23 protein-coding genes are annotated in these 23,801 nt (G+C 43.7%); 12 read left to right on the top strand and 11 right to left on the bottom strand.

The genetic code is table 11. The annotated features are described in order from the left end of the window. The first annotated feature begins 14 nt into the window (after positions 1–14). Both F752_RS0118570 and F752_RS24575 read left to right on the top strand, forming a co-directional pair. Positions 15–374: a BlaI/MecI/CopY family transcriptional regulator gene (locus tag F752_RS0118570; RefSeq protein WP_040664876.1), complete on the top strand. Its 360-nt coding sequence runs from the start codon at positions 15–17 to the stop codon at positions 372–374. A gap of 59 nt (positions 375–433) precedes the next feature. After that, a complete protein-coding gene (locus tag F752_RS24575) occupies positions 434–2,131 on the top strand; it encodes a M56 family metallopeptidase (protein ID WP_160164140.1) in 1,698 nt (565 codons plus the stop codon). Between the two features lie 177 nt (positions 2,132–2,308). On the opposite strand, the gene F752_RS24580 is transcribed toward F752_RS24575, so the two are convergent. Next, positions 2,309–3,526, bottom strand: coding sequence for an IS256 family transposase (locus F752_RS24580; protein ID WP_017733257.1), 1,218 nt, complete (start codon positions 3,524–3,526; stop codon positions 2,309–2,311). A gap of 925 nt (positions 3,527–4,451) precedes the next feature. Between F752_RS24580 and F752_RS0118590 the strand changes: the two genes are divergently transcribed. After that, positions 4,452–4,694 (top strand): hypothetical protein, encoded by a 243-nt coding sequence (locus tag F752_RS0118590; protein WP_017733259.1) that lies wholly within the window; start codon positions 4,452–4,454, stop codon positions 4,692–4,694. 528 nt (positions 4,695–5,222) lie between these two features. Here F752_RS0118590 and F752_RS0118600 read toward each other — a convergent pair. After that, on the bottom strand, positions 5,223–5,678 hold the full coding sequence (locus F752_RS0118600; RefSeq protein WP_017733261.1) for a GNAT family N-acetyltransferase: 456 nt from the start codon (positions 5,676–5,678) through the stop codon (positions 5,223–5,225). 1,275 nt (positions 5,679–6,953) lie between these two features. On the opposite strand from F752_RS0118600, the gene F752_RS25560 reads away from it, so the two are divergent. Then, on the top strand, positions 6,954–7,154 hold the full coding sequence (locus F752_RS25560; RefSeq protein WP_017733263.1) for a hypothetical protein: 201 nt from the start codon (positions 6,954–6,956) through the stop codon (positions 7,152–7,154). A gap of 52 nt (positions 7,155–7,206) precedes the next feature. On the opposite strand, the gene glmS is transcribed toward F752_RS25560, so the two are convergent. Genes glmS through F752_RS0118625 form a run of 3 tightly spaced genes read right to left on the bottom strand, consistent with a single transcriptional unit; the run spans position 7,207 to position 11,240 of the window. Beyond that, positions 7,207–9,045 (bottom strand): glutamine--fructose-6-phosphate transaminase (isomerizing), encoded by a 1,839-nt coding sequence (glmS, locus tag F752_RS0118615; protein WP_017733264.1) that lies wholly within the window; start codon positions 9,043–9,045, stop codon positions 7,207–7,209. A 28-nt stretch (positions 9,046–9,073) separates the two neighbouring features. Beyond that, a complete protein-coding gene (locus F752_RS0118620; protein WP_017733265.1) occupies positions 9,074–10,444 on the bottom strand; it encodes a DUF4270 family protein in 1,371 nt (456 codons plus the stop codon). Next, entirely contained in the window at positions 10,428–11,240 is an 813-nt protein-coding gene (locus F752_RS0118625) for a glycogen/starch synthase (protein ID WP_026135838.1), read from the bottom strand. Before F752_RS0118625 ends, F752_RS0118620 begins: the two co-directional genes overlap by 17 nt. Positions 11,241–11,370: 130 nt before the next feature. On the opposite strand from F752_RS0118625, the gene panC reads away from it, so the two are divergent. The 7 genes from panC to F752_RS0118660 all read left to right on the top strand — a co-directional run bounded on the left by panC (position 11,371) and on the right by F752_RS0118660 (position 17,177). Then, positions 11,371–12,222, top strand: coding sequence for a pantoate--beta-alanine ligase (panC, locus tag F752_RS0118630; protein WP_017733267.1), 852 nt, complete (start codon positions 11,371–11,373; stop codon positions 12,220–12,222). 33 nt (positions 12,223–12,255) lie between these two features. Next, positions 12,256–12,603 carry an aspartate 1-decarboxylase gene (panD, locus tag F752_RS0118635; RefSeq protein ID WP_017733268.1) on the top strand — a complete coding sequence of 116 codons (348 nt, stop codon included), beginning with the start codon at positions 12,256–12,258 and terminating at the stop codon, positions 12,601–12,603. 5 nt (positions 12,604–12,608) lie between these two features. Further along, entirely contained in the window at positions 12,609–13,634 is a 1,026-nt protein-coding gene (locus tag F752_RS0118640; RefSeq protein WP_017733269.1) for a lysylphosphatidylglycerol synthase transmembrane domain-containing protein, read from the top strand. Beyond that, positions 13,627–14,115, top strand: coding sequence for a D-glycero-beta-D-manno-heptose 1-phosphate adenylyltransferase (rfaE2, locus tag F752_RS0118645; protein ID WP_017733270.1), 489 nt, complete (start codon positions 13,627–13,629; stop codon positions 14,113–14,115). The genes F752_RS0118640 and rfaE2 overlap by 8 nt, the downstream gene beginning before the upstream one ends. 15 nt (positions 14,116–14,130) lie before the next feature. After that, positions 14,131–14,820, top strand: coding sequence for a zinc metallopeptidase (locus F752_RS0118650; protein ID WP_017733271.1), 690 nt, complete (start codon positions 14,131–14,133; stop codon positions 14,818–14,820). Between the two features lie 169 nt (positions 14,821–14,989). Further along, positions 14,990–16,129, top strand: a complete 1,140-nt coding sequence (locus tag F752_RS0118655) for an acyl-CoA dehydrogenase (RefSeq protein ID WP_017733272.1) — start codon at positions 14,990–14,992, stop codon at positions 16,127–16,129. 127 nt (positions 16,130–16,256) lie between these two features. Next, the gene (locus F752_RS0118660) at positions 16,257–17,177 is read left to right on the top strand and encodes a helix-turn-helix domain-containing protein (protein ID WP_017733273.1); all 921 of its coding nucleotides are present in this window, start codon (positions 16,257–16,259) and stop codon (positions 17,175–17,177) included. Here F752_RS0118660 and F752_RS0118665 read toward each other — a convergent pair. From F752_RS0118665 to F752_RS0118680, 4 genes are all read right to left on the bottom strand, one after another. Then, positions 17,163–17,933, bottom strand: a complete 771-nt coding sequence (locus tag F752_RS0118665) for a phosphoglycerol geranylgeranyltransferase (RefSeq protein WP_017733274.1) — start codon at positions 17,931–17,933, stop codon at positions 17,163–17,165. The two genes, F752_RS0118660 and F752_RS0118665, sit on opposite strands and share 15 nt — an antisense overlap. 14 nt (positions 17,934–17,947) lie before the next feature. Then, positions 17,948–18,286: a hypothetical protein gene (locus F752_RS0118670; RefSeq protein ID WP_017733275.1), complete on the bottom strand. Its 339-nt coding sequence runs from the start codon at positions 18,284–18,286 to the stop codon at positions 17,948–17,950. A gap of 81 nt (positions 18,287–18,367) precedes the next feature. Beyond that, positions 18,368–18,961, bottom strand: coding sequence for a phage holin family protein (locus tag F752_RS25565; protein ID WP_017733276.1), 594 nt, complete (start codon positions 18,959–18,961; stop codon positions 18,368–18,370). 121 nt (positions 18,962–19,082) lie between these two features. After that, entirely contained in the window at positions 19,083–20,270 is a 1,188-nt protein-coding gene (locus tag F752_RS0118680; RefSeq protein WP_236614035.1) for a Na/Pi symporter, read from the bottom strand. A gap of 351 nt (positions 20,271–20,621) precedes the next feature. Between F752_RS0118680 and F752_RS0118690 the strand changes: the two genes are divergently transcribed. Next, positions 20,622–21,755: a hypothetical protein gene (locus F752_RS0118690; protein WP_017733279.1), complete on the top strand. Its 1,134-nt coding sequence runs from the start codon at positions 20,622–20,624 to the stop codon at positions 21,753–21,755. 200 nt (positions 21,756–21,955) lie between these two features. On the opposite strand, the gene F752_RS0118700 is transcribed toward F752_RS0118690, so the two are convergent. Both F752_RS0118700 and F752_RS0118705 read right to left on the bottom strand, forming a co-directional pair. Continuing rightward, complete coding sequence (locus tag F752_RS0118700) at positions 21,956–23,164, bottom strand: M20 metallopeptidase family protein (protein ID WP_017733280.1); 1,209 nt, start codon at positions 23,162–23,164, stop codon at positions 21,956–21,958. Positions 23,165–23,166: 2 nt separating this feature from the next. Next, positions 23,167–23,703, bottom strand: a complete 537-nt coding sequence (locus F752_RS0118705) for an SPOR domain-containing protein (RefSeq protein WP_152425205.1) — start codon at positions 23,701–23,703, stop codon at positions 23,167–23,169. Positions 23,704–23,801: the final 98 nt, after the last annotated feature.

A 23,801-nucleotide genomic window follows, 5' to 3' on the forward strand; every position in this document is an offset into this window, starting at 1 on the left:
AAACTTTTAGACGAATGAAACTAGCTACAAGAGAAGAACAGATTATGCAGGCTTTCTGGGAGCTGAAGAAGGCCTTTATACGGGATATTATCCCGCTGCTTCCCGATCCTAAGCCTCACTATAATAGCGTAGCCACGATGGTGAAAATTTTGGAAGAAAAAGGCTTTTTAGCGCTTGAAATGATCGGCAACATGAAATGTTATTACCCTGTTGTTGCCCGGGAAGATTACCAGAAGCATACGATGAAGGATATTGTAAGCCAATACTTTGGTAACTCCTATCCAAAAATGCTGGCCTTTTTTGCCAAAGAGGAAAATTTAAGCGAGGAGGATTTAAAAGAAATCATAGAAATCATTAAACCTAAAAAGAAATGATACCCTATGTTCTGCACGTGGCCCTTATTCTCACCGGCTGCTTTGCCTTTTATAAAGTGTTGATTCAAAAAGAAACCTTCTTCCAATTGAACCGCTTTGTTCTACTAGGTTGCCTTATTTTATCTTTTGGTCTTCCATTTGTTCCAGTTCCTGAACAGTGGGCGTTTAGAGCACAGGAAGTATCCTCTTTTATAGAGAAGCCTGGTCTCGGGATGCAAAACCACCCCCGTGTTGTTCCTGAAATGGCACTAGAGGAGAGTCTGCCTCCCTCCAAAACAGAGTCTGCGCCAAAGGAGGTAATAAGTATTCAAAATACTTTTACACTTGTTGTTTGGCTTTATTGGATTGGAGTGGCCGCTTTTGGTATAAACTTTATACTGCAATTCACTATCCTACTGTATCGTTCTTATACTAGCCCCATTATCAGAGATGGACAGTTTCGAATTGTAGAGCTTTCTGGCGATAAGGCACCATGCTCGTTTGGTAATACCATTTTCATCAATCCAGAGAAGTATGAATGGGAGGTTTATAACCAAATTCTTGAGCATGAAAAAGTACACGTTCAGCAAAAGCACAGTCTTGATCTGGTAATAGCGGAATTAATGCTTGTTTTTCAATGGTTTAACCCTTTTGCTTGGCTTTACAGAAAGGAACTGGAAAATAATCTGGAGTTCTTAACAGATGATAAGGTGCTCCAGCAGGGAGATGTTGAGAAGACCAGTTACCAGGTGAGTCTTCTAAAAGTGTCTGCACCACATTTTCCCCTTAGCTTTACAACCAATTATAACCAGTCCCTCCTTAAAAAAAGGTTAGTAATGATGAATGCTAAGAAGTCTAACCTGAATGTTACCTGGAAATATCTCTTCCTATTCCCCCTCCTGGCTTTGTTTATCTGCTCGTTTAACGAACCTCTAGTGTCTGGGCGAAACTCTGCTGACGATAGCCAAAAGGAGGGAGAGAATCTATCATTAGAGGCTGAAGGTTCGTGGATTGCCAAGTTGGAAGGAAATCATATTATGATGCAGTTTTTCGACCACTATGGGGAACGAGGCAGTGCTTTTTTAATTAGTGAGTTGAAGGGGCTCCTAAAGAATGATACTGGAACTATCTCCCTGGCTCGGGAGGCAGGAACCTTATATTTCAGTGGGAGGCTAGAAGGAGATGAAGGCATGGGCCGATATAAATTCATAGGTAATCCTGATTTTAATGAGGCTATGTACAAAGAAGGAATTGATGTGGAGGGCGGAAAAGAATCCATGACATTCTTCTTACTGGATATCACTACCTCTTATGTGCTGATGCTCAAGGAACATGGCTATCCTGGGTTAAGAAAGGAAGATCTTACTTCTTTGGCAGCACAGAGTGTGGGTAAGCAAGAAATCAAGGAACAGGCTCTTTTAGATGTGCCTGAGCCGAAGGAGGAGGATGAAGATCCGTTAAGTGTTATGATTAATTTCAAGGCATCAGGCGTGACGGAAGAGTACATCAGGAGCTTTGAAGGCATGGGCTATAAGAATATCTCTCCAGGGCATCTGATCAACTTCAAGTCACTTGGAGTGACTCCGGAATATGTGAAGAGTTTTGAAGAGGCTGGCTATAAAAATATACCATATGGAACCATTGTTGATTTTAAGTCTGTGGGAGTGACTCCCGAATTTATAAAAAGCTTTGAGGATGCAGGGTATAAAGATATTTCATACAGTACTATTATTAACCTTAAAGCGACAGGGGTTTCACTGCCAACAAAAAATAAATAGTATTTAATAAAGCACTTTTGTGTTGGTAATGAAATGAGGCAATAAGAAGGTCATTTCATGTAAAATCTTTTTCCAGAGGGAGTGTAAATGGAACTGTGTCAGCTGGCTTTTTTCTGTGAACGGCCTTGTGCCTTCACAGAAAAAAGTCAAACCTTTCCATGCTGCTTGATTCTTTCCTCAAACATGATATAAAGCTGGGAGAAAACGGTCCGCCGCCGCGGTCAATGGCCAATTACGTAATGGCATCGTCCATTTTTTGGAGACATTCATCACCACCAGGTAAATAAGCTTCTGTAAGGCTGTATCTGAAGTAAAGGCACCTTTCGTTTTCGTCACTTTTCTCACCTGGCGGTGGAATCCTTCAATCGTATTGGTCGTATAAATGACCCTTCTGATTTCATGGTCATAGGCAAAGAAGGTGGAGAGGTACTCCCAGTTATTCAGCCATGACTGAACAGCTACAGGGTATTTTCTGTTCCATTTTCCTTCCAGAGCTAACAGATTCAGATAGCCTTCATCTTTATTGACAGCCTGATAAACTGGTTTTAAATCAGCCATGAATTCCTTCTTGTCTTTTTCCACCACATAGCGCATGGTGTTGCGAATTTGATGGATAACGCAGGTCTGTATCTGAGCATGAGGAAAAACAGCCTCTATAGCTTCAGGAAACCCTTTTAATCCATCTACACAGGCAATCAGAATATCCTCCACACCTCTGCTTTTCAAATCAGTAAGTACTGAAAGCCAGAATTTAGCCCCTTCGCTCTCTGATATGTACATGCCTATCAGCTCCTTTCTTCCCTCTTGTGAGATACCTAACACATTATAGACAGCACGGCTTACTACTCTTCCCTGATCTTTTACCTTATAATGTATACAGTCCAGATAGACAAAGCAATACAGGCTCTCCAGTGGTCTTACCCGCCACTGGTTCATAGCTGGTATTACCTTATCTGTAATCTCTGAGAGCTGAGTAGCGGAGAGCTCCATACCGTAAATCTCCTGAATATGAGAAGAGATATCTCTGAGGCTGTTGCCCATGCCGTAAAGGGCAATCACTTTCTCTTCCAGCCCTTCTGTGATGATAACCTGTCGCTTACCTACTACCTGAGGCTCAAAAGTACCTTCTCTATCTCTGGGAGTCTGTAAATCAAACTCGCCTGAAAGACTCTTTACCTGTTTAGTGGCTTTACCATTCCTGCGGTTCTTTAAAGGAGTATCCCTGGATTTCTCTTCCTGTAGGTGAGCGGAGAGTTCTCCTTCCAAAGCCGATTCCAGAAAATGCTTTAAAAGTGGAGCGAAAATACCATTTTCACCTGTTAAGGACTTGCCTTCATACAAGCCCCTGATAGCCTCCTGCTGGAAGCGTTCGTAATCAAATTTCTTCTCGGACATACATTCTGTGTTAAAGCTAAATTAATTATTTTTCTAACTTTGACACAGTTCCGTGTGCAGTCTCTTTCCAGATGGTTATAGATTCTTTATTTCGAAGTTGTTGGCTTAGCGGAAGTCGGCTTTTGGCTACTTTTGGTAAAAGAATCCTTGTGTTTAGCCTATCTGTAAGCCAATTCGATTCGTTACTTTAAGTGCTTTAGTGGCAAAACGTTAAGAACGTATCATCTTCTAAAATAAACTCAATATCCTTAATTTGGAATAAAAAAAGACACCTTCTGCAGCATTTCAAGCTGTTGTTTTTTCATTACAGTATCTTTGCTGTTGTGATTGTATTTTTTTTCTTTGCTTTCTTTTGCCTTTAACAACTCGAGTTAGTGGGGGCTTAACAAAAAAGCTTCGTGAGCTTTTTCAAAGCCTTGTTCAAAAAAAGTTCAATACAATTTATGGGTGCTTACCCTTGGCAAAAGAACTAAACCCTTCTTAGCTTTTTCTTATCATTTTAACTTTGGTCCCTAGCTTTATCTATGTTTTGGAGTCTATCATTTTTCCAAGGCCAAAGAAGTAGAGTGAAAATGCAAAAGGTAATCTTCTCTTGATGTTAGCAATTCTTTTCTGTGTGTCCGAACCTAATAAAAACTAATGCGTTAGTAGTAATACTAATATATTAGTAGTATATTTATTTTGTGCTATTAGACAAGTGAAGCTGTTTTCAAGAAAAAACGCAGCAATTAAGAAGGCAGGATCAGGATTCCATCGTGGTTTTATTCTTCTGCTTCCTACTGTAAATCTTCTCTATTGGAAATTTGTCTCTAAGACAGGGCTGAATTTTAAGAGAGAGAATTTTAGGAATGGCTGCCAAAGACTTGAAAAAGCAGAACTTGGCTTCTGGTATATTTTAATAATTCTTTAACTAAAAGATGAAAAAATGAAAACAGTTAAAACAAACACAGGAAGTCGGAAATTGAAAGCAATTCTTTTCTCAGGTTTCTTTACTTTTCTTACCGTCAGTTGTGAAGATAGGGCAATGGAAGAATTGAGGCAAGTAAGCGAGATTCCTTCTGCTCCGGCTATTCCTTCTGAACCTAATGCTGCTACAGAGGCAGAAATTCCCCCTGCGCCTCCGGCACCACCTGTACCTACTGATCCCGGCCCTCTTGAAAAAGAGTGAAGTGGACGAAGCCACTAACCAATATCCAAAGGTAAGCCCCTGCCAGAGAGGCGGGGGATCCTTTCTCAAAGGCAGGGTTAAATCAAAAAGAAGCAAACTCAGTTCGTAAAAGGTTTAAACTTGGTACACTGGAGCAAGTGGGTCTTTATTTTTAAGCCAATAAAGATTTAGCTTTTGAAGTATAAAAATAAAATTTGGGCTGAGAATCTTCCAAAAGGAGTAATTATTGAGGTAGAGGTTATACTCCGCTTTGCAAATAGGGGGTGTAATCAGCGATAGCTGAATGGTCATTCTGGAGGTGGTTACTTGTTGGGATTCTTGTCAGAAACCTCTTAAGAAATGGAGGAGTCAGTGACACATGGATATACTTCAAGAAGAAAACAAACTTCTTTAAGAGCAGCTAATCTATGCTGAAAATCGTGCTGAAAAGACGGTTTCAGGTGGTTGTCTTTATTTAGTGGAGCTCAAAAGGTACTTCTTTTGGTCCTGTGTGTTAGAGAATGGCTATTTCAGCCTTTTTTGTTTGTGCTAAGAGGCAGTCGCTTTCCGTTGTTCCCATACTTTTTTTGATAATTCAAAGCGAATCTCTCCATCTTCGTTCATTTCAGTTATTTTCCAACCTGCTTTTAAATAGAAAGACTCAGCCCGAGTGTTAGGGTCAGTTGAAAGCCACAACTGTTCTAATGATGCATGTTCGAAGCACCAGTTGACCATGGTATTGTGCAGGCGTAAACCAATTCCTTTGCCTTCAAAATCAGGTAGTACAAACAAAGCCCAAATACTGCTGCTGACTGCATCGGCGATTGCAAAGCCTACTACTTGTCCTTCTATTTCGCAGAGCCACCCAACGCCCCTCTCATTCAACATGAGGGAATAATCCTCAAAGGAGACTTTCGTAGGATCAGAAAGTTTGTTCTCCTGCACTGACATTCGTACATGATGCAGCTCCTTATAATCTTTGATTGTTGCGTTTATTATGTCCATTTCTTTTTATGTGGGAGAACTTATTTTTATTGATAATTTGATTTTATCCATTGCCAATCCCACTTCTTTCTTCTTCAGAGCTTGTACGTAGACGGCATCTGGCGTTAGGCTATTGTTTTCAAAGCAGGGAAGTAAAGGCTGAGCCACTAAACAGTTTTGGTATAACAATTGGATGCTACATATTTTAGAATTTTTAATTTTTTATATTGGGTTATGTAGTCAGGGGGTTCTCATTTTACCCTGTTTGTATCTATTAAATGTAAGATGTTTCACAAAATTAACAAATGAATATTAATATTCCCATTAAAAGAAAATATTATGCTTTTAGCCAGTTAAGATGAGATTGCATTTTTAATTATTTATGATAACTGTTTATTTTGTGAAATTTTTCTAGAGAGGTTATTGGTTCTTACTTATTGGTAATAATTTCACTCGCCAAAGAGTAAGTTATAAAAAGCTTTTAAACCTTATCGCCTATACAGACGTTTTAGTCCAGAGGTTTTTCCTATTCTGGACCGGCTACTATTAATAAACAAGCAGAATGCTTTTTTTGCCTAGGCTCATAAAAACCTTAATCGATTTTTTATCAAGTTTACTCAAGAGGTAGTATCGGTTCTTTTTAAAGTAAACTCCATACTGATTTTTCAGTTTCCTCAATCCCAGTTCTGCTAATAGGATTAAATGTATTAGTGCTGGCAGCCGGTTTTGAAGTGGAGTTAAAAATACCTTTTTAACGATATAAATTATTAAATTGCCATTTATTTACGTTATTACTAACATAATTTTTTGAGCGAATAAACGCTCTTTTTCATGGTTTAAATTTTAAGCAAAAGAATTGCACTTAGCTAGGGGTGGGTTATTTTATACAAGTATTACATAATGTAGCATTTGCAAAACTACTTCTATCCATAGGTAAAAAATTATAAGCGGTGATTAAACATACAAATTGATTGATTTTAGCACTAAGTATGGAACCTACTACCTTATTTACATCTACCTTATCAATCTCGACAGCTTCCCTGATGCTCCAGACAACTTTAGGTCTCATCAATCTTTGTCCATGGGGCTCAGAAAATGCTGGGATGGTTTGGGCATGGCTATAGCTAAACCCTTGAGGCTTGGACAAAGTGGTTCGGCTTTCCAAAAATACACTAACTCCCCTTGTGATTGTGGGTGAATTTATAGCTCCAATCCTCCTTATTTTGGTTTGTTTACCAATATGCAGCAGCCATAGTTGGATCCATTACAGTTGTCCATGCATCATGAAGCTTCTTTATGAACTGGTATGCAGAGCCGCGAAGAGGAGAGGGATTTGAATATCATCTCCTTGTAATAGGAATGGTACTTTGCCTGATTATTTTAGGTGATGGAAAATGGTCGCTAGCTCATTACCGTTCTTTAGAAGAAAAGCCGCCAGAATTGCTTCCAGCGGCTCTAACAGAATTTTATTTTGCTTCTTGTCTGCTGCTAAAATAGCTTGTCCGAACCGTTACCACAAGCAACAAAGCTCCGGAAACCTATCCTTTCCTTATTCTACCGTAACCGATTTTGCGAGGTTACGGGGCTGGTCGACATTACAGCCACGCATAACAGCTATGTGGTAGGAGAGAAGCTGTAATGGAACTACTGACACCAGTGGCATCAGCACTTCGTTTACGGCTGGCACTTCTATCACAAATTCTGCCATTTCGGGAATTACATCGTCACCTTCAGTCACTACCGCAATAACCCTTCCTTTACGGGCTCTTACTTCCTGTATGTTCGAAACAATTTTCTCGTATGATTTATCTCGTGTAGCAATTACCACCACCGGCATTTCTTCGTCAATGAGGGCAATAGGGCCGTGCTTCATCTCTGCCGCCGGGTATCCTTCCGCATGGATGTATGAAATCTCCTTCAGTTTTAATGCTCCTTCCAGTGCTACAGGGAAATTAAAGCCTCTTCCCAGGTACAGGAAGTTTCGCGCGTCTTTGAATATCTCTGAAATAACTTTTATTTCATCATTTAGCTGCAAGGCCTTTTCTACCTTTGAAGGAATGTTCTCCAGCTCCACCAGCAGTTCTTTATACTTGCTCAAAGAGATAGTTCCTCTGTTATGAGCTGTCCGCAGAGCCATCATTGATAAGACCGTCAGCTGAGCAGTAAATGCCTTTGTACTGGCCACACCAATCTCCGGGCCGGCATGTGTATAGGCTCCTTCATGCGAGGCGCGGCTGATAGACGAACCAACCACATTACAAACACCAAAAATGATGGCGCCCTTGCTTTTTGCCAGTTCAATGGCAGCCAGTGTATCGGCCGTTTCGCCTGATTGTGAGATGGCAATTACCACATCTCCTTCATTGATAACGGGGTTCCTATAGCGAAACTCGGAGGCATATTCTACCTCTACAGGAATACGGCAGAATTCCTCAAACATATACTCGGCCACAAGGCCGGCATGCCAGGAGGTGCCGCAGGCAATGATAATTATACGATCTGCATTCTCAAGCTTTTTGGCATATTCGCGAATGCCGCCCAGGCGAAGGTAACCATCTGCTGCATTGAGGCGACCGCGCATACAATCAGCAATAGAGCGGGGCTGTTCACAGATTTCCTTTAGCATAAAGTGCTCAAAACCACCTTTTTCGATTGCTTCCAGCTCCATGTCAAGCGTCTGGATGTAAGGATTTGTGGGAACATCCTGCGTATTACGGATGCTTAGCTTATCATCTTTAATAACAGCAATTTCAAAATCGTTCAGGTATACTACCTCATTGGTATACTCTACAATGGGAGTCGCATCGGAGGCCAGAAAAAACTCGCCTTTACCGACGCCAATCACCAGCGGGCTTCCTTTACGGGCTGCCACCAGGGTGTTAGGCTCATCTTCATTCATTACCACAATGGCATAGGCACCTACCACCTGCGTTAATGCCAGGCGAACGGCCTCTTCGAGGCTGCAGTTTTCATGGAGTTTAATATCCTCGATAAAATGGATAAGTACCTCCGTATCTGTCTGGCTAGTAAAGGTGTGCCCTTTTTTTGTTAGCTCCTTTTTAATAGCATCGTAGTTTTCGATGATGCCGTTATGGATAATGGCTAATTTGTGGTTGGAGGAAGCGTGTGGGTGAGCATTTTCATCACTTGGCGGCCCGTGGGTAGCCCAGCGGGTATGGCCCATGCCGATATTGCTTTCTAGTTGCTTTCCCTGTACATATTCTTCAAGATCGGCAACTTTACCCTGCTTTTTATATGTTTTTAGTTTATCCTCATTGATAACTGCTACACCAGCACTGTCATACCCTCTGTACTCCAGTCGTTTTAAGCCCTTCACTACAACGGGATAGGCATCCCTATGCCCAATATATCCTACAATTCCGCACATACAGTATAGTAATAGTAAATTTTATTGATTAATCTTCTTTAATAATGGTATAGTAGACCTTTAATGTTATATCGGCAGGTTCTGTTACAAAGCTTGCAAGAGAGCTGGGGCCCGCCGGATAAACGATACCCTGCAGGTAATGGTCATTGGCATTTAATGCATATTCTTCCAGCGCCAGGGCAAGATCGCCCTGGTATCTGAACAAGGTATCCTGTCCTGCAATGAACGTTCTCATTTCAAGTGAAACAGGAAGGTCTGCTCTTGTAACCACAGGGATAGGGCTATTGTTTCCATCTACAAAGTTCATCGAAAGGGCCGATGGCAAGGGCTGGAAAGGGCCATTTGCCTCAATACTATCGATTGCCAGTATTGCCTGATTGATGATAATACGATACCCTTCAAGCGAGTCTGCAGTAATTAAATCTCTAAAAGCTGCATAGCTGATTTTTGGTACCAGCCCGGCAGAGGAGCGGAAGTAAAGCTGGCCATCAGTGGTCTGGAACTCTTCATTATATCCGTACATGGGAACATTCTCAAGACCTGTTCCGCTGTAATCAGCTTCTAAATGATAATAAGCCGGCAACTGAAGCAGGGTTTCCTCCTCCATTTCTTTTGGAATAAGCGGAAAGCTTACCCGCGCGCTGTCACCTCCATAATACAAATCTATTTTTGAAAGGGCTGGGCTGTAGCTATTAATGAAAGTATTCTCCTCTCCGGGTACGATGGCCAAACCACGAATAAATTCATTAAAAGCGGCCTGGGTAGAGAAGGTTGTTGTGTCAGCCTTCAGTTGGTCCAGAATTCCTGAGGCAAAGAGATCGCTTAGTGGAATGCTTAAAGTATTGTTTACCACGGCAGAAGTGTCGAAGGTAAGCTGACCGATTTGCTCCCCCAGTACTTCGCTATCATTAGTATAGTACCTGTATGCCAGGTTCCCATCCACTGCAGACGTTGGTTCAATGGCATCCTGTAGCTGGTAAATGGTTAAAGTTTGAGCAGCACTCAGTTCATCGCCAAAAAAGCTACTGCCAAAGCGAAGCCGCAGGAAAGCAGAATCCAGACTAGCGCTTGCTGCTACCGGGGGTATGGAATCGAGGGTACCGATATTGGAATAAGCGGTGGCAGTAAGAACACCGAAGTCTTCACTTTTATTTCGCCCGATGTATACAGGAGTAATGCTGGTAATGACACCCGCATTGTTTCTTATAATATTAGAACTGCTGAATATACTATCAATATGTACCTGGGCAGTTTCCAGTGGTATTTCTACATAGTGGGTGGAGATGGCATCTCCCTTAGGGTTCAGCTCAAGGCCGAGTTCACTTGGTTCTTCGCAGGAGAAGAAGAAAAAGAGGGCTGGCAACAATGCCAGCCCCTTTTTATTAGCCAGCAAGTTCATTATAGAGGTTGTAGTACGAATCAAGGTAGTCAGTGTCTTTATCAATCGTTTCTATTTTCTGGTTATCCGTTACATGCATGAACAGTTTGTTCAGGCTTTCACTGAATTTTTCTTCCGCCTTTATGGCCGCATCGGAGTAGGCGATGCCGATCTTGATAAAGCCTTCAAAGTCCCCGGACTGGAGAGGAATGAGCATGCTGTCCTCAATATCAAGCATTTTTACCTTCTCCAGCAGATCGCCGTTAAATTTATGCTTAAACGGATTGTTATAAACGGTAAATACTGTTTTGGTATTTTTGAACAGCGGGTCGTTCTTATAGGTAGTCTTCAGGTACATTGGAATCAGGCTGGTCATCCAATCGTTGCAATGTACAATATCGGGAGCCCATCCAAGCTTCTTAACAGTTTCTATTACGCCTTTGCAGAAGAAGATGGCACGTTCGTCATTATCCTTGTAAAAGTTGTTCTCTTTATCAAAGAATACAAATTTTCGGTGGAAATAATCTTCGTTATCGATAAAGTACACCTGTAATTTGGCATTGGGGATAGAGGCTACTTTTATAATTAACGGCTTTTCTTCATCACCTACAGCGATGTTGATGCCTGAGAGCCTTACCACTTCATGCAACCTGTTCTTGCGCTCATTAATCAGGCCGAAGCGGGGCACCAGTATCCTAATCTCCATCCCGCGCTCCTGCATTTCCTGAGGTAGCTTCCGCACAAAATCGGCTACTTCGGAGGTTTGCAGGAAAGGATTGATTTCGCTGGCAACGTACAAAATTCGTAACTTTGACATATATATATGAAGGTTTGTTAGACTACTTTACGAAGCCACAAAAATACAAAATTTTTAAGGGATTCTCAAGATTTTTCAACTTATAAAACGTATGTTTGCCGCAATTTAGTATAATACTTTCCTTCCGGATATGCTCGTTTTTGATAAAAAGGCAGAACTGACAGAGTATTTGACACAACAACGGCAAACCGGTAAACTGATTGGTTTTGTGCCAACCATGGGTGCGCTTCACCAGGGGCATCTTTCCCTTATCGAAGCTTCTCTCTCCCAGACAGACTTAACTGTCTGCAGCATATTTGTAAATCCTACTCAGTTTAATAACCCGCAGGATCTCGAAAAATATCCGCGGACGCTGGAAAAAGATCGGGAACTGCTGGAAAAAGCAGGATGCCAGGTGCTTTTTTGCCCCGGGCAGCAGGAAATGTACCCTAACGTTAGCTATACAAATTTCTCTTTTGGCCTGCTGGAAACGGTAATGGAAGGGTACTTCCGGCCCGGGCACTTCCATGGAGTGGGCCTGGTGGTTTCTAAGTTATTTCATATTGTGCAGCCCAATCTGGCCTTTTTCGGACAGAAAGATCTGCAGCAATGCCGTATTATTGAGCAGCTGGCAAAAGATCTTTTCTTTAATGTATCTGTAGTAGTGGTACCCACCATGCGGGAGGCCGATGGGCTGGCCATGTCTTCACGCAATGTGCGCCTGCAGCCGGGCGAGCGGAAGGAGGCTGCCATCCTGTACAAGGTTCTTCAGGAATCTGCCAATCGCCTGCTTGCCGGCGAAGGGGTACAGGAGATAAAAAAAGCGGCGGAGCGTACTTTAACAAATACCACCACAGGAGTGCGTTTGGAGTATTTCTGCATTGCCGATGGCGGAACTTTGCAGCCGGTGAAGGACGTTCAGCAGCATAAACAACTTGCCTTATGTGTGGCAGGATATGTAGGAGAGGTACGGCTTATTGACAACCTGCTCTTAGAGTTGTAATTTGTTCTAAATTGTACTGATTGTATTGAACATATGTTTATCCAAGTCTTAAAATCAAAGTTACACAGGGTTAAAATTACACAGGCCGAGCTGCATTATGTGGGAAGTATTACCATTGATGAGGACCTGATGGATGCCGCACGGTTGATAGAAGGCGAAAAAGTGCAGATTGTGAATGTGAATAATGGCGAACGCCTGGAAACGTATGTGATAAAGGGCGAGCGTGGGAGTGGTATGATTTGTATGAACGGTCCTGCTGCCCGCAAAGTGCAGGTAGGAGATATCATCATTATTATTTCTTATGCCATGATGGCGCTTGAAGAGGCTAAAAAATACACCCCTGCCGTAGTTTTCCCTGATGAGTCTAATAAACTAAGTTAAGCGGTGTGAGTAAGAAGCTTGTAAAACCGGTTCTGCAGTATACCCTCTCACTGGCGGTAGCTATCGGTATTCTCTGGTATGTGCTGAGCCAGGTTGAGCTGGAAAAAATGCTCGGTAAGCTTCATCTCCTCAATTACTGGTGGATTGGAGCTTCTGTGTTTTTTGGCTTACTTAGCTATCTGCTACGGGCGTACCGCTGGAATCTCCTGCTGGCGCCCATTGGCTACAGGCCAGGCTTTGTCCCGACTTTCCTGGCCACCATGGTGGGCTATTTGGCAAACCTGCTGCTGCCCCGCTTCGGAGAGGTGGTGCGTTGTGGTATGCTAAAGCGAAGTGATGCCGTGCCTGTATCGGCCTCCCTGGGAACGGTACTGGTTGATCGGGCTTTTGATCTCCTTGCCTTGCTATCTATTGTTGGGATGGCTCTTTTCCTGGAATTTGATGTGCTGAAGGATTTTTTGGCGCAGATTTTTCAGGGAGAAGGAACTGACAGCTCTTCCCAAGGTTTTTTCTTTTATTATCTTCTGGCAGGAGTGGTATTGGTGGCCGGGCTGCTCTGGGTAATCTATCGACTGTACCGTGTGCAAATTCTTCAGCATGCTTTATACCAGAAGGCATCTGGTTTTGTGCGCGAGCTGCTGGCAGGTGTTATGAGCGTTCGGAAGCTGGAGAGTCCTGTTGGTTTCTGGCTGTCCACAATCCTTATCTGGGTCATGTATTATCTCATGTCCTATTTAATTGTTTTCTCTCTGCCTGCAACCTCCGATATTGATTTTATTGCAGGTTTATCCATTCTGGCAATGGGAGGAATTGGAATGGCTGCTCCTGTGCAGGGAGGCCTGGGTACTTACCATCTGCTGGTGAGCGGGGTGCTGATGTTGTACGGTGCAGAGGAAAATGAGGCTGTCCTGCTGGCCTTTGTATTGCATACCTCACAAACCCTTTTGGTAATTGTGGTGGGAAGCATCTCTTTTCTTATTAGTATGTTACGGAAAAAGGCGCAACCAATTACCAGCTCACAGCATGTATAAGGAACCGACCGGGCAAAAAATATATAAGCTGCCAACCCTAAAGAACTTAATGACAAAATGGCGGGAAGAGGGAGAGCAGGTAGTTTTCTCTAATGGGTGCTTTGACATTCTGCATCTCGGGCATATCGATTACCTCGAAAAAGCCCGCCAGCTCGGCAGTAAGCTTATTATTGGCATTAATTCTGATGCTTCTGTAAAAAGATTGAAAGGACCGGAAAGGCCTGTTCAGCCGGAGGAGGCTCGCTGCAGGTTAATTGCGGCCCTTGCTTTTGTGGATGCCGTAGTGGTGTTTGAGGAGGACACTCCCCTGGGGTTGATAGAAACACTTCGGCCACACATTCTCGTAAAAGGAAATGACTATGCTTTTTCGCAAATTGTTGGTGCGGATTTTGTAATAAAAAATGGGGGAGAAGTGAAGACCATTCCCCTGGTGGAGGGCTACTCCACCACCCGAATAATTGAACAGATAAAAAAATTATAGAAAGGAGTATAAACTATGTTTTTCGACGGAACAGGATTATTAATTTTCGCTGTTTTTGCGCTGGCCAGCTGGGCCGTTGGCCACAGGCTTAAGAGTAAGTTCAGGAAGTATTCGCAAATTGGCCTGCGTTCCGGTATTAGCGGGGCAGAGGCAGCAGCTAAAATGCTGCAGGACAATGGTATAAACGATGTGCGTATTGTGTCCACTCCCGGCCGCTTAACCGACCACTATAACCCGGCCGATAAAACCGTTAACCTCAGCCACGAGGTGTACCAGGGTCGTAATGCGGCTGCAGTGGCGGTAGCAGCTCACGAGTGCGGGCATGCTGTTCAGCATGCTACAGCTTACAGTATGCTCAAGTTTCGCTCTGCCATGGTGCCGGTACTAAATGTGTCTTCGCAGTTCCTTACCTGGATTATCCTGATCGGTATCCTCTTGATTAATACAACGCCCATACCGTTGCTGTTAGGAATAGGGATATTTGCCCTTACAACCATATTTTCTTTTATTACCCTGCCGGTGGAGTTCGATGCCAGCCGCAGAGCCCTGGCCTGGATGGATAGCCAGCGGGTAGTAACCAGCCAGGAGCATAATATGGCAAAAGATGCTCTTAAATGGGCCGCTATGACCTATGTAGTGGCGGCGCTGGCTTCTCTCGCCCAACTGCTTTACCTGGTGTCAATTTTCCTGGGGCGTAGGGACTAAAAAATAGATGCAAAGCTTTTTAAAGGCGGATGGGAAAATTCCCATTCGCCTTTTTCTTTATCTACTGTTATAACATCGGATCCGAGGCAGTTACTTAATTGAATTTTTCGTATATTCGCCCCGTCATAAATTATATCAAACGTTTTAGCGCATCATTAAATATAGAACAATGGTATTTGAACTTACTGAAGAACAAAAAGCGGTACGCGACGCAGCCAGAGATTTTGCCCAAACCGAACTGCTGCCTGGCGTTATCGAAAGAGATGAAGAGCAACGCTTCCCGGCTGAGCAGGTAAAGAAAATGGGGGAGCTTGGCTTTTTAGGCATGATGGTGGACCCGAAATACAATGGCGGCGGCATGGATACCGTTTCCTATGTACTGGCGATGGAAGAAATCTCTAAAGTCGATGCCTCTGCTTCTGTAGTGATGTCGGTAAACAACTCGCTCGTGTGCTGGGGCCTTGAGAAGTTTGGAACAGAAGAGCAAAAACAGAAATATCTTACACGCCTGGCAACCGGCGAAGTTATCGGAGCCTTTTGCCTCTCGGAGCCTGAAGCAGGATCCGACGCAACATCTCAGCGAACCACTGCCGAAGATAAAGGAGATTATTACCTGCTGAATGGTACCAAAAACTGGATTACCAACGGAAGCAGTGCTTCAGTGTACCTGGTAATGGCACAGACAGATCCTGAAAAAGGCCATAAAGGCATCAACTGCCTGATTGTGGAGAAAGGAATGGAGGGCTTTACCATTGGTAATAAAGAAAATAAAATGGGTATCCGCGGTTCCGATACACATTCACTTATGTTCTCAGATGTAAAGGTTCCTAAAGAGAATCGTATTGGGGAAAATGGGTTTGGATTTAAGTTTGCCATGGCTACCCTCAACGGCGGCAGGATTGGTATTGCCTCGCAGGCTCTTGGTATTGCTTCCGGTGCGCTGGAGCTTGCTGTCAATTACTCTAAAGAGCGTAAAGCTTTTGGTAAGCCTATTGCGGAGCACCAGGGCGTATCTTTTAAGCTGGCCGATATGGCAACGAAGGTAGAAGCCGCCCGTATGCTATGCCTGAAAGCCGCCTGGTTGAAGGACCAGGGCAGGGACTTTTCAAAGGCCAGTGCAATGGCTAAACTATACGCGGCAGAATCGGCCATGGAAATTGCTACGGAAGCGGTTCAAATACATGGAGGCTATGGCTATGTAAAAGAATACCATGTAGAGCGCCTGATGCGCGATGCTAAAATTACACAAATTTACGAGGGTACTTCAGAAATACAGAAAATTGTAATTTCTAGGGAACTTTTAAAATAAAATTTAATGTATATAAAATACATAAAGTGCATTTTATGTAAAAAAATTACACTTTTTTGATATTCTCACCTATATGAAGTTCTTTTGTATAGTTTTAATATAACTGGAAGCGTGATAAAGCTAAATAATGGAAGATTACAATAAAATACTTGAGTCACTCAGCATTCGATTCCTGAAGGTTAAACACTTCCGGGTGGTGGAGCCTGTTCAGGTAAGCAATTACTATGATGTGGAAAACATCATTATTTACCTCCGGAAAGGCGAGATGACGTTTGGAAATGATGAGGTAGTGAAGAGTGGCGAAGCTCTATTTATTCCCGGCGGTAAAAATGCCGAGGTTAAATTTGGTAGCGGTAATGCCCAGACGATACATAACGACGATTTTCTGAACAATCGCGAAAAATACTGGCAGTCTGTTTCTCAGCAGCATATCGATGATGCAGAAGGAGAGATATTTACCTGTGTAAACTTTGAAGCCAAAGTATTCGATTCTGTGAATTTCTTTGCTTCACTCGATATCCCTCCTTTTAAGCTGGAAGATAACCCTGTGTTATTTCACCTTATTGAGGATATTGCAAGGGAGAATAGCTCAGTGCAGCCTGGAAAAGACAGAATTGTGAAACTGAACACCGAGCGCCTGGTGGTAGAAATTGTGCGCCATATACTGGACCGTAAGTTGTTTGTAGAACAGCTGGCGACCAATAGCACCTATTTTAATGATCCGCGCCTGATTGATATCTTTGCTTATATCAAAGAAAATATTTCGGGCGACTTGTCGAATAAAGTACTCGCCGGTGTGGCAAATGTGTCGGAAGATTATGTGGGGCAGTACTTTAAAATGCTGACCGGCATCAATCCGCAGGACTATATCGAATACCAGCGTATGGAAAAGGCGGTAACACTGCTTCGTACAACGAAAAGAAGTATTCGCGAAATTGGAAAAGATGTAGGCTATAAAGACACCGCTTACTTCTGTCGCCGCTTTAAAATGATGTTTGGCATTCCGGCAGGTAAAATGCGCCGCCGCGAATCCTTAATGAATGTTTAAAGCAGCATTTAAATCATTAACAGCATTAGAAACCTCAATCAGTAGATTGGGGTTTTTTTCTATCCCGTTCCCAACCACTACCACATCGGCCCCTGCCTGCAGTGCATCAATGGCCATGCCGGCCGAACGAATACCTCCTCCCACAATCAGTGGGGTATCGACCGATTTTCTTACCATATTAATTACCCGGGGCGAAACAGGCTCCGGAGAGCCGCTACCGGCATCCATATAAATCAGCCTCAGGCCCAGCATTTCTCCGGCCATGGCTGTGCAGGCGGCAATAGAGGGTTTATTATTGGGGATGGGAGAGGTGTTGCTCATATAGGCAACCGTGGTGGGGCTGCCGGAATTGACCAGCATATACCCTGTAGGTATTATTTCGAGCCGGCTTTTCCGGAGAATAGGCGCTGCCACCACATGCTGCCCGATGAGTAGCTCCGGGTTACGGCCTGAAATTAGCGAAAGAAAGAGAATCGCATCGGCATTCATGCTAATGTGCATATTGCTGCCCGGGAAGAGAATAACAGGTATGTGGCAGTTATCCTTTATCTGTGCAACTATCGAATGGTAATTATCATCCGTAACCAGGCTACCTCCCACAAAGAAAAAGTCTACCTTGTTTTCAATGCTCATGTTAATAAGCTTTTGGCAGGCAGCTTTATCGGTTATTTTATCCGGATCGATTAATACGGCAAAGGATTTTATTCCCTGGGTCCGGCGGCTGGCAAGAGAGGAGAGGATAGCATTATTAAGCATTAACAGTTTACCGTTTACTTCTTCTTAAAAGAGTTTTTAACTTCGGTCGTAATAGCGGCAACAGCCATGGTAATAAGCTGGTGCGTGAGCATACGGCCAAAGCCCATTTTTTTAGGTTTCCCTTTGTAATAATAGTATTTCTTTTCCTTCTTTTTACTACTGGTCACCTTTTTTACCAGTTTCCAGCTCAGGTAAAGACCTCCGCCAATCAGGAGTGCCTGCTTTCCAAAATCGCTGGCATCCTTTTTAATGTCCTGCAGCTTTACCTCAAGTTCAGAAGCCAGCTTTTCGCGGGAGACTTTTAATTTACGCTTTGTTTCGTCGATGGTCTGGTTTTTGTCTATGGTATCCATAAGTGCACGTTAGGAGTAAATGTCCTGCTATTCTGTTCGAAAATAAGTGTTTGTTCAAAAAATAAAAAAGTACTACCTGAATTAGCGATCAGTCGGCTTTGACTTATCACTATCATCTTCCTCGATAATTATGGCTGCATTATGACTTCTGCCATCTGCGGTACTGCCGGTGGAGCGGATGTTATGCTCAAACACAACCTTTTCGTGCTTAATTTCCCCATCCTGTGTTTCGCTGACCACTACGGTTTCCTCCCCTTTTACTTCTACTTCCTTAATATCCACTTCTGCTCCTTCCTGCTTTTTCTGTTTCTTAGGTTTGGCTTTTAGGAAGGCCAGGCTGCCATCGCCAAACATATTTTTCACTTTCTCTGAGTTACGGAGGCTGAACAGCGTAAGTACGGCTGCCAGATAAAGGGCGGTAACAATGACAAACCCCCAAAAGGTGCTGTCGAGTGCTTCGTTAAGGGCTAAGGCAATGCTAAGACTTAAAAAGAGGAGGAAAAAGAGGCCCAAAACAGCAATAGAGCCATAGATAACAGCAGCCCGCATGGCGGCCATCATACTATCCTTTACCTCTGCTCTTACCAGCTCAACGCGTGTCTCGATGTAATCAATAAAGGTGTTAATCAGGCTGTCGAGCTTTAATAATTTAAGTAAACCTCTGGGTTGATTCACGGTAAGTATATTTAAAAAGTAAAAATCACATTAAGATAGTAAGTAAACGCAGGGCGTGGGTCTTTGTTTATGCCTGATGCAATATAAGGATTCCGATGTAATGAGGAGAAAGGCTTTGGCTTTATCCGGGAGTGGAATCTTCGCTGACAGCAGAGGGGGCAGGAATAGTGGCTTCTTCAGGCGGAGCAGGAGCTTCCCTTTCCCGGTTCAGGTAAATAAGGGTAAAAGGAAGCAGGAAAAAGGTGATCAGGATATATAAAAAGCCAATCAGACGGTTTTTCGTGGTGAACTTTCCCAGCTTCTTAGCCAGGCGAATAGGAATTCTCCGCATGAACCGGGTAGGAAAGAAAAGTAATACTCCCAGAAGGTTAAAAAGAATGTGGACTACGGCAATACTTACGGCAGCATTGGAATGCGATAAAGCCGCCAGCAGGGCAGTAAAGGTGGTGCCGATATTGGCGCCAAGTATATAGGGGAACGACTTTTTAAGGGACAGCTTACCCGTGGCCACTAAAGGTACCACCAGAGGGGTGGTAACTGAGCTGGATTGTACAAGAGCTGTTAGGCCTGTGCCCCACGCAAAAGATTTTAAAGGGGTAGAGAAAACCACCCGCTGGAAATTATCGCGCATGTTACCAATAAGTAGCTGGTAAAAGAGCCCAGACAGCATCTTTATCGACAGGAACAGTAGCAGAAATGAGAGTAGCAGGATAATGAAATAATTATCTACCGTGGAAACTATCCAGCGGGTAAGGGCAATATCATTCCAGAGGCCATAGCGGAAATCAGACTGAGGTTGGGCGTTAAAAGGAATAATAAAAGAAGTAATCCAGAGTGCCAGCCGGGAGAGCAGACCATAATACAGCTCTAATGGCAGTAGAATAAGCGTGGTTAACACATTAAAAAAATCGTGCATGGTACCGGCAGCAATGGCTTTCCGAAACTCCTTTCGTTTGGTAATATAGCTTAAGGAGACCAGTGTGCTGGTAAGGGTAGTGCCGATGTTGGCACCCATTATCATGGGAACGGCATTGCTTAAATCAATGGAGCCGGCAGCTACGGCGGCTACAATCATAGAAGTGCTGGTGGAGCTGCTCTGGATAATCGCTGTAATAAGTAAGCCAATGAAAAGGCTGATGAATGGGTTGTAGGTAATCGAAAGTATAGAGCGGGCTGTTGCATCGCCCAGCATAATAAATGCCTGTCCCATCAGGTTCAGGGCAAACAGGAAAAGGAAGACCGACGCAACAATCAAAAAGATGCGGGATGGGATATACAGTCTGCTGTTGCGCTGTGGTAGTGTCTCCAAATCTGATCCTGGTGCTAAAGGATGGTCCCGAAAGAACATAATAATCGCTTCTCTAAGTGCTGCTTGATAGGATTCGGGCAGGCAGTTACAAAAATAGTAGATGGGACAGCGAATAGCTAAAAGTGGGTATGAAGCAATTGTTAAATTTTTTGTGGTGTGGATTTCTGCAAGGGGAGAGGAACCCTTAAACTGGTTTCGCTATGTTAAATTACCGGATGCAGCCAGGCTATTCCTTAACATAAGCTTAATATAGTATTTAAAACAAATTCATACCTTTGTGTCGGTTAAACCATGAGGGGCTGAAAACTTCGCCTGCTCTCCAAATTAGAATTAACCTTCCTTTTAAGTTACATGGCAAAGAACATCAACGACAGAATTACGCAGGGTAAGTTAACAAAGCGGACTTACAGGATATTCGACCTGGTAAAGGGAGAAAAGAACTTCCTTATTTTAATTGCCGCTCTTTTTATGCTTTGTGCCGTGGTTTCTCCTTTTTATGAGGTGGCCATGTGGGTAGGCTTCGCTATTGCAGGATATTCTGCCATTGCCAATGACAGTATCCAGACGATTGGCACTTTTATTGCCTCGAACAGTGAAAAGAAGTGGTGGTACCTGTGGCTTTTCATGGGACTTATCTTTGTGGGTACTGTTACCTATAGCTGGGTGGTATACGATGGCGATGTGAGCTACCTCCGGTTATCGGCCAAAGGTTTTAATGAGCAACCGGCTGATTTTACCTTCCTGCACCTGGCCGCCCCGGTATTCCTGCTGATCCTAACCAGGCTACGGATGCCCGTTTCTACCACCTTCCTTATTCTGAGTACTTTTGCTACTACCTCCGATGCCATCCTGGGCGTACTGGAGAAAAGTATTGTGGGATATATTCTTGCCTTTATTGCGGCAATTGTGGTGTGGTTTGGAATTAATTCGCTGGTTAAATATCGTTTTAAAGGGAAGCCTGCCGGCTGGTGGCTACCAGTGCAGTGGGCAACCAGCGGACTGCTATGGTTTACCTGGTTAGCACAGGATATGGCCAATATTGCCGTGTATCTTCCGCGTGAGCTTAGTACGGGGCAGTTTATTGCTTTTGCCGGGTACATTTTCTTTGGTTTAGGTATTCTTTTTTACCTGAAGGGAGATAAAATACAATCGGTGGTATCTGAAAAGGCAGGAATCACAGATATTCGCGCAGCCACTATTGTGGATTTTATTTACGCTATTCTCCTTCTTTACTTCAAAGGTGTCAGTACAATACCAATGAGTACTACCTGGGTGTTTATAGGTTTACTGGGTGGTCGTGAACTGGCCATCAGCTGGACGAAGAGGCGCAACAAAAAGAAGATAAAGAACACGAAACGTGCTCTGCGCATGATTGGTCGCGATCTGCTCTTTGCGCTGATAGGGCTGCTGGTTTCTGTAATTCTCGCCTTGGCCATTAATATGCAGGTAAGGAGTGATGTGTTCGAAACATTGTTCGGAGAATAAAACTGTAAAGATGGTTACCAAAAGGGGCTGCTGCAGAAATCTGCAACAGCCCCTTTTTATTTTCCATCCTCTCTTCCTCTTCTCTTTACTCCCTTCGCTCCGAGACAGCTTTTATTCAGTTAAAAAAGAGATCAACGATAATTTTATAACTTCCAGAAGGACCGTGAAATTTTATGGACCAGTGTTCTGTATTCCCTGGCTTAAGCAGGCTCCCTGGAATTCTCCTGCAGAGATTTAACTGCCAGCCACGCCATTAAGCCAGCTCCAATTTTAAGGGCTCCTTCGTCAATATTAAAGGTAGGCGTATGGACAGAGGAGGTAATTCCTTTGGCTTCATTCCGCACACCGAGACGGTAGAAACAGGCATCGAGTTCATGGGAGTAGTAGCTGAAATCTTCCGCTGCCATCCATAAATCCAGGTCCACCACATTCTCTTCCCCAAGGTATTCAACGGCAGCTTCTCTGCACAGGCGGGTAAGTTCCGGGTGGTTTTCGAGGTAAGGGTAGCCCTTCCTGATTTCTATTTCGCAGCTGCCTCCCATTCCTTCGGCAATACTTTCGGCCATCGTCTTTATTTTTTGATGGGCCGATGCGCGCCATTCTTCATTCATGGTCCGGAAGGTGCCTTCTACCTTTACCTCATCCGGAATAACGTTGGTCGCTCCATTGGCGGTTACTTTTCCGAAGGAGAGCACCGATGGGATTTTAGGATTGGCATGGCGGCTTACAATTTGCTGCAGGGCCACAATAATATGGGAGGTTATGAGCACCGGGTCAATATTCATCTCCGGCATAGCGCCATGGCCGCCCTTTCCTTTTACGGTAAAATAAATTTCATCGGCCGAAGCCATATACATTCCTTCGCGGAAGCCCACCTTACCTACGGGTATTTGAGGCATTACGTGCTGGCCAATAATGGCAGCAGGAGAGGGGTTTTGAAGTGCACCATCTTTAATCATCAGCGAAGCACCGCCAGGGATTCGCTCCTCACCGGGCTGGAAGAGAAATTTTACAGTGCCTTCAAAGCTGTCTTTTACTTCATTTAACAGGCGGGCGGCACCTAACAAAGAGGTTGTGTGTACATCATGGCCGCAGGCATGCATTACCCCCGGGTTTTTGGAGCGGTAAGGCACTTCATTTTTTTCTGTTATCGGCAGCGCATCCATGTCTCCTCTCAGGGCCACTACTTTTTTAGTCGGGTTTTTACCCTTTACCAGTGCGACAATACCGGTACCGGCTACCTCTGCTTTAAAAGGAATGCCGTAGACCTTTAGTTGTTTCTGCACAAAGGCAGCAGTTTCGTATTCTTCGAAGGAGAGTTCAGGATTGGCATGCAGGTGATGGCGGTTGGCAATAAGCTCCTCTTCATGCTTATCGGCCAACTGCTTTAAGCGGTCGATTAAACTCATGGTTATTTATTAATCTGGATGCGGGTAGGAATAATAAGCGCAGTAGGAAATTCTTTTTTAAGGAGGGAGTAAGTCTTCTGAGCTTCCAGCCTTTCCACAAATGAGCCTACCTGCACTTTGTAATTTGGCTGTACATAAATAATCTCCGGCAAATTGTCGGTAATTACATGGAAAACCTGGCGCTCTACCTGTTTGGCCATTTCGCGGCTGGTGCCTGAGTATACCTGTACCGTAAAGCCAGGGATTGATTTTATCTTCTGGTTCTTTTCGGCTACTTCGTCCAGTAGCATCTCAAGTTTACCGGTAATATCGTGGTTTACCGCAAGCATGGCTTCCGGAGAGGTTGAGGTTGTCGTGGGCTCAGAAGCGGGGGTGGTTGCTTCGGCGGTTTTATATTCATGAGCGGCCCTGTGCACAGAGAGGTCTTCCTGGTAATTTACTGTATAACCTCCTGTTTTTTGTGGAGCACTCCCGGAGCTCGAACAGCCGAAGTAGAGCCCCAGCATGACAAACCATATCATATGTAGTCTTTTATTCATGATGTTTAGCTATAACGAATCGTCTTGCCATAATTATAAGTGCTGAACACGAAAATTGGCTTGCCCTGCAATTTAGTACATTAAACTTTAAAAAGATA

This window comes from Nafulsella turpanensis ZLM-10, from assembly GCF_000346615.1.
GTDB classification, from domain to species: domain Bacteria; phylum Bacteroidota; class Bacteroidia; order Cytophagales; family Cyclobacteriaceae; genus Nafulsella; species Nafulsella turpanensis.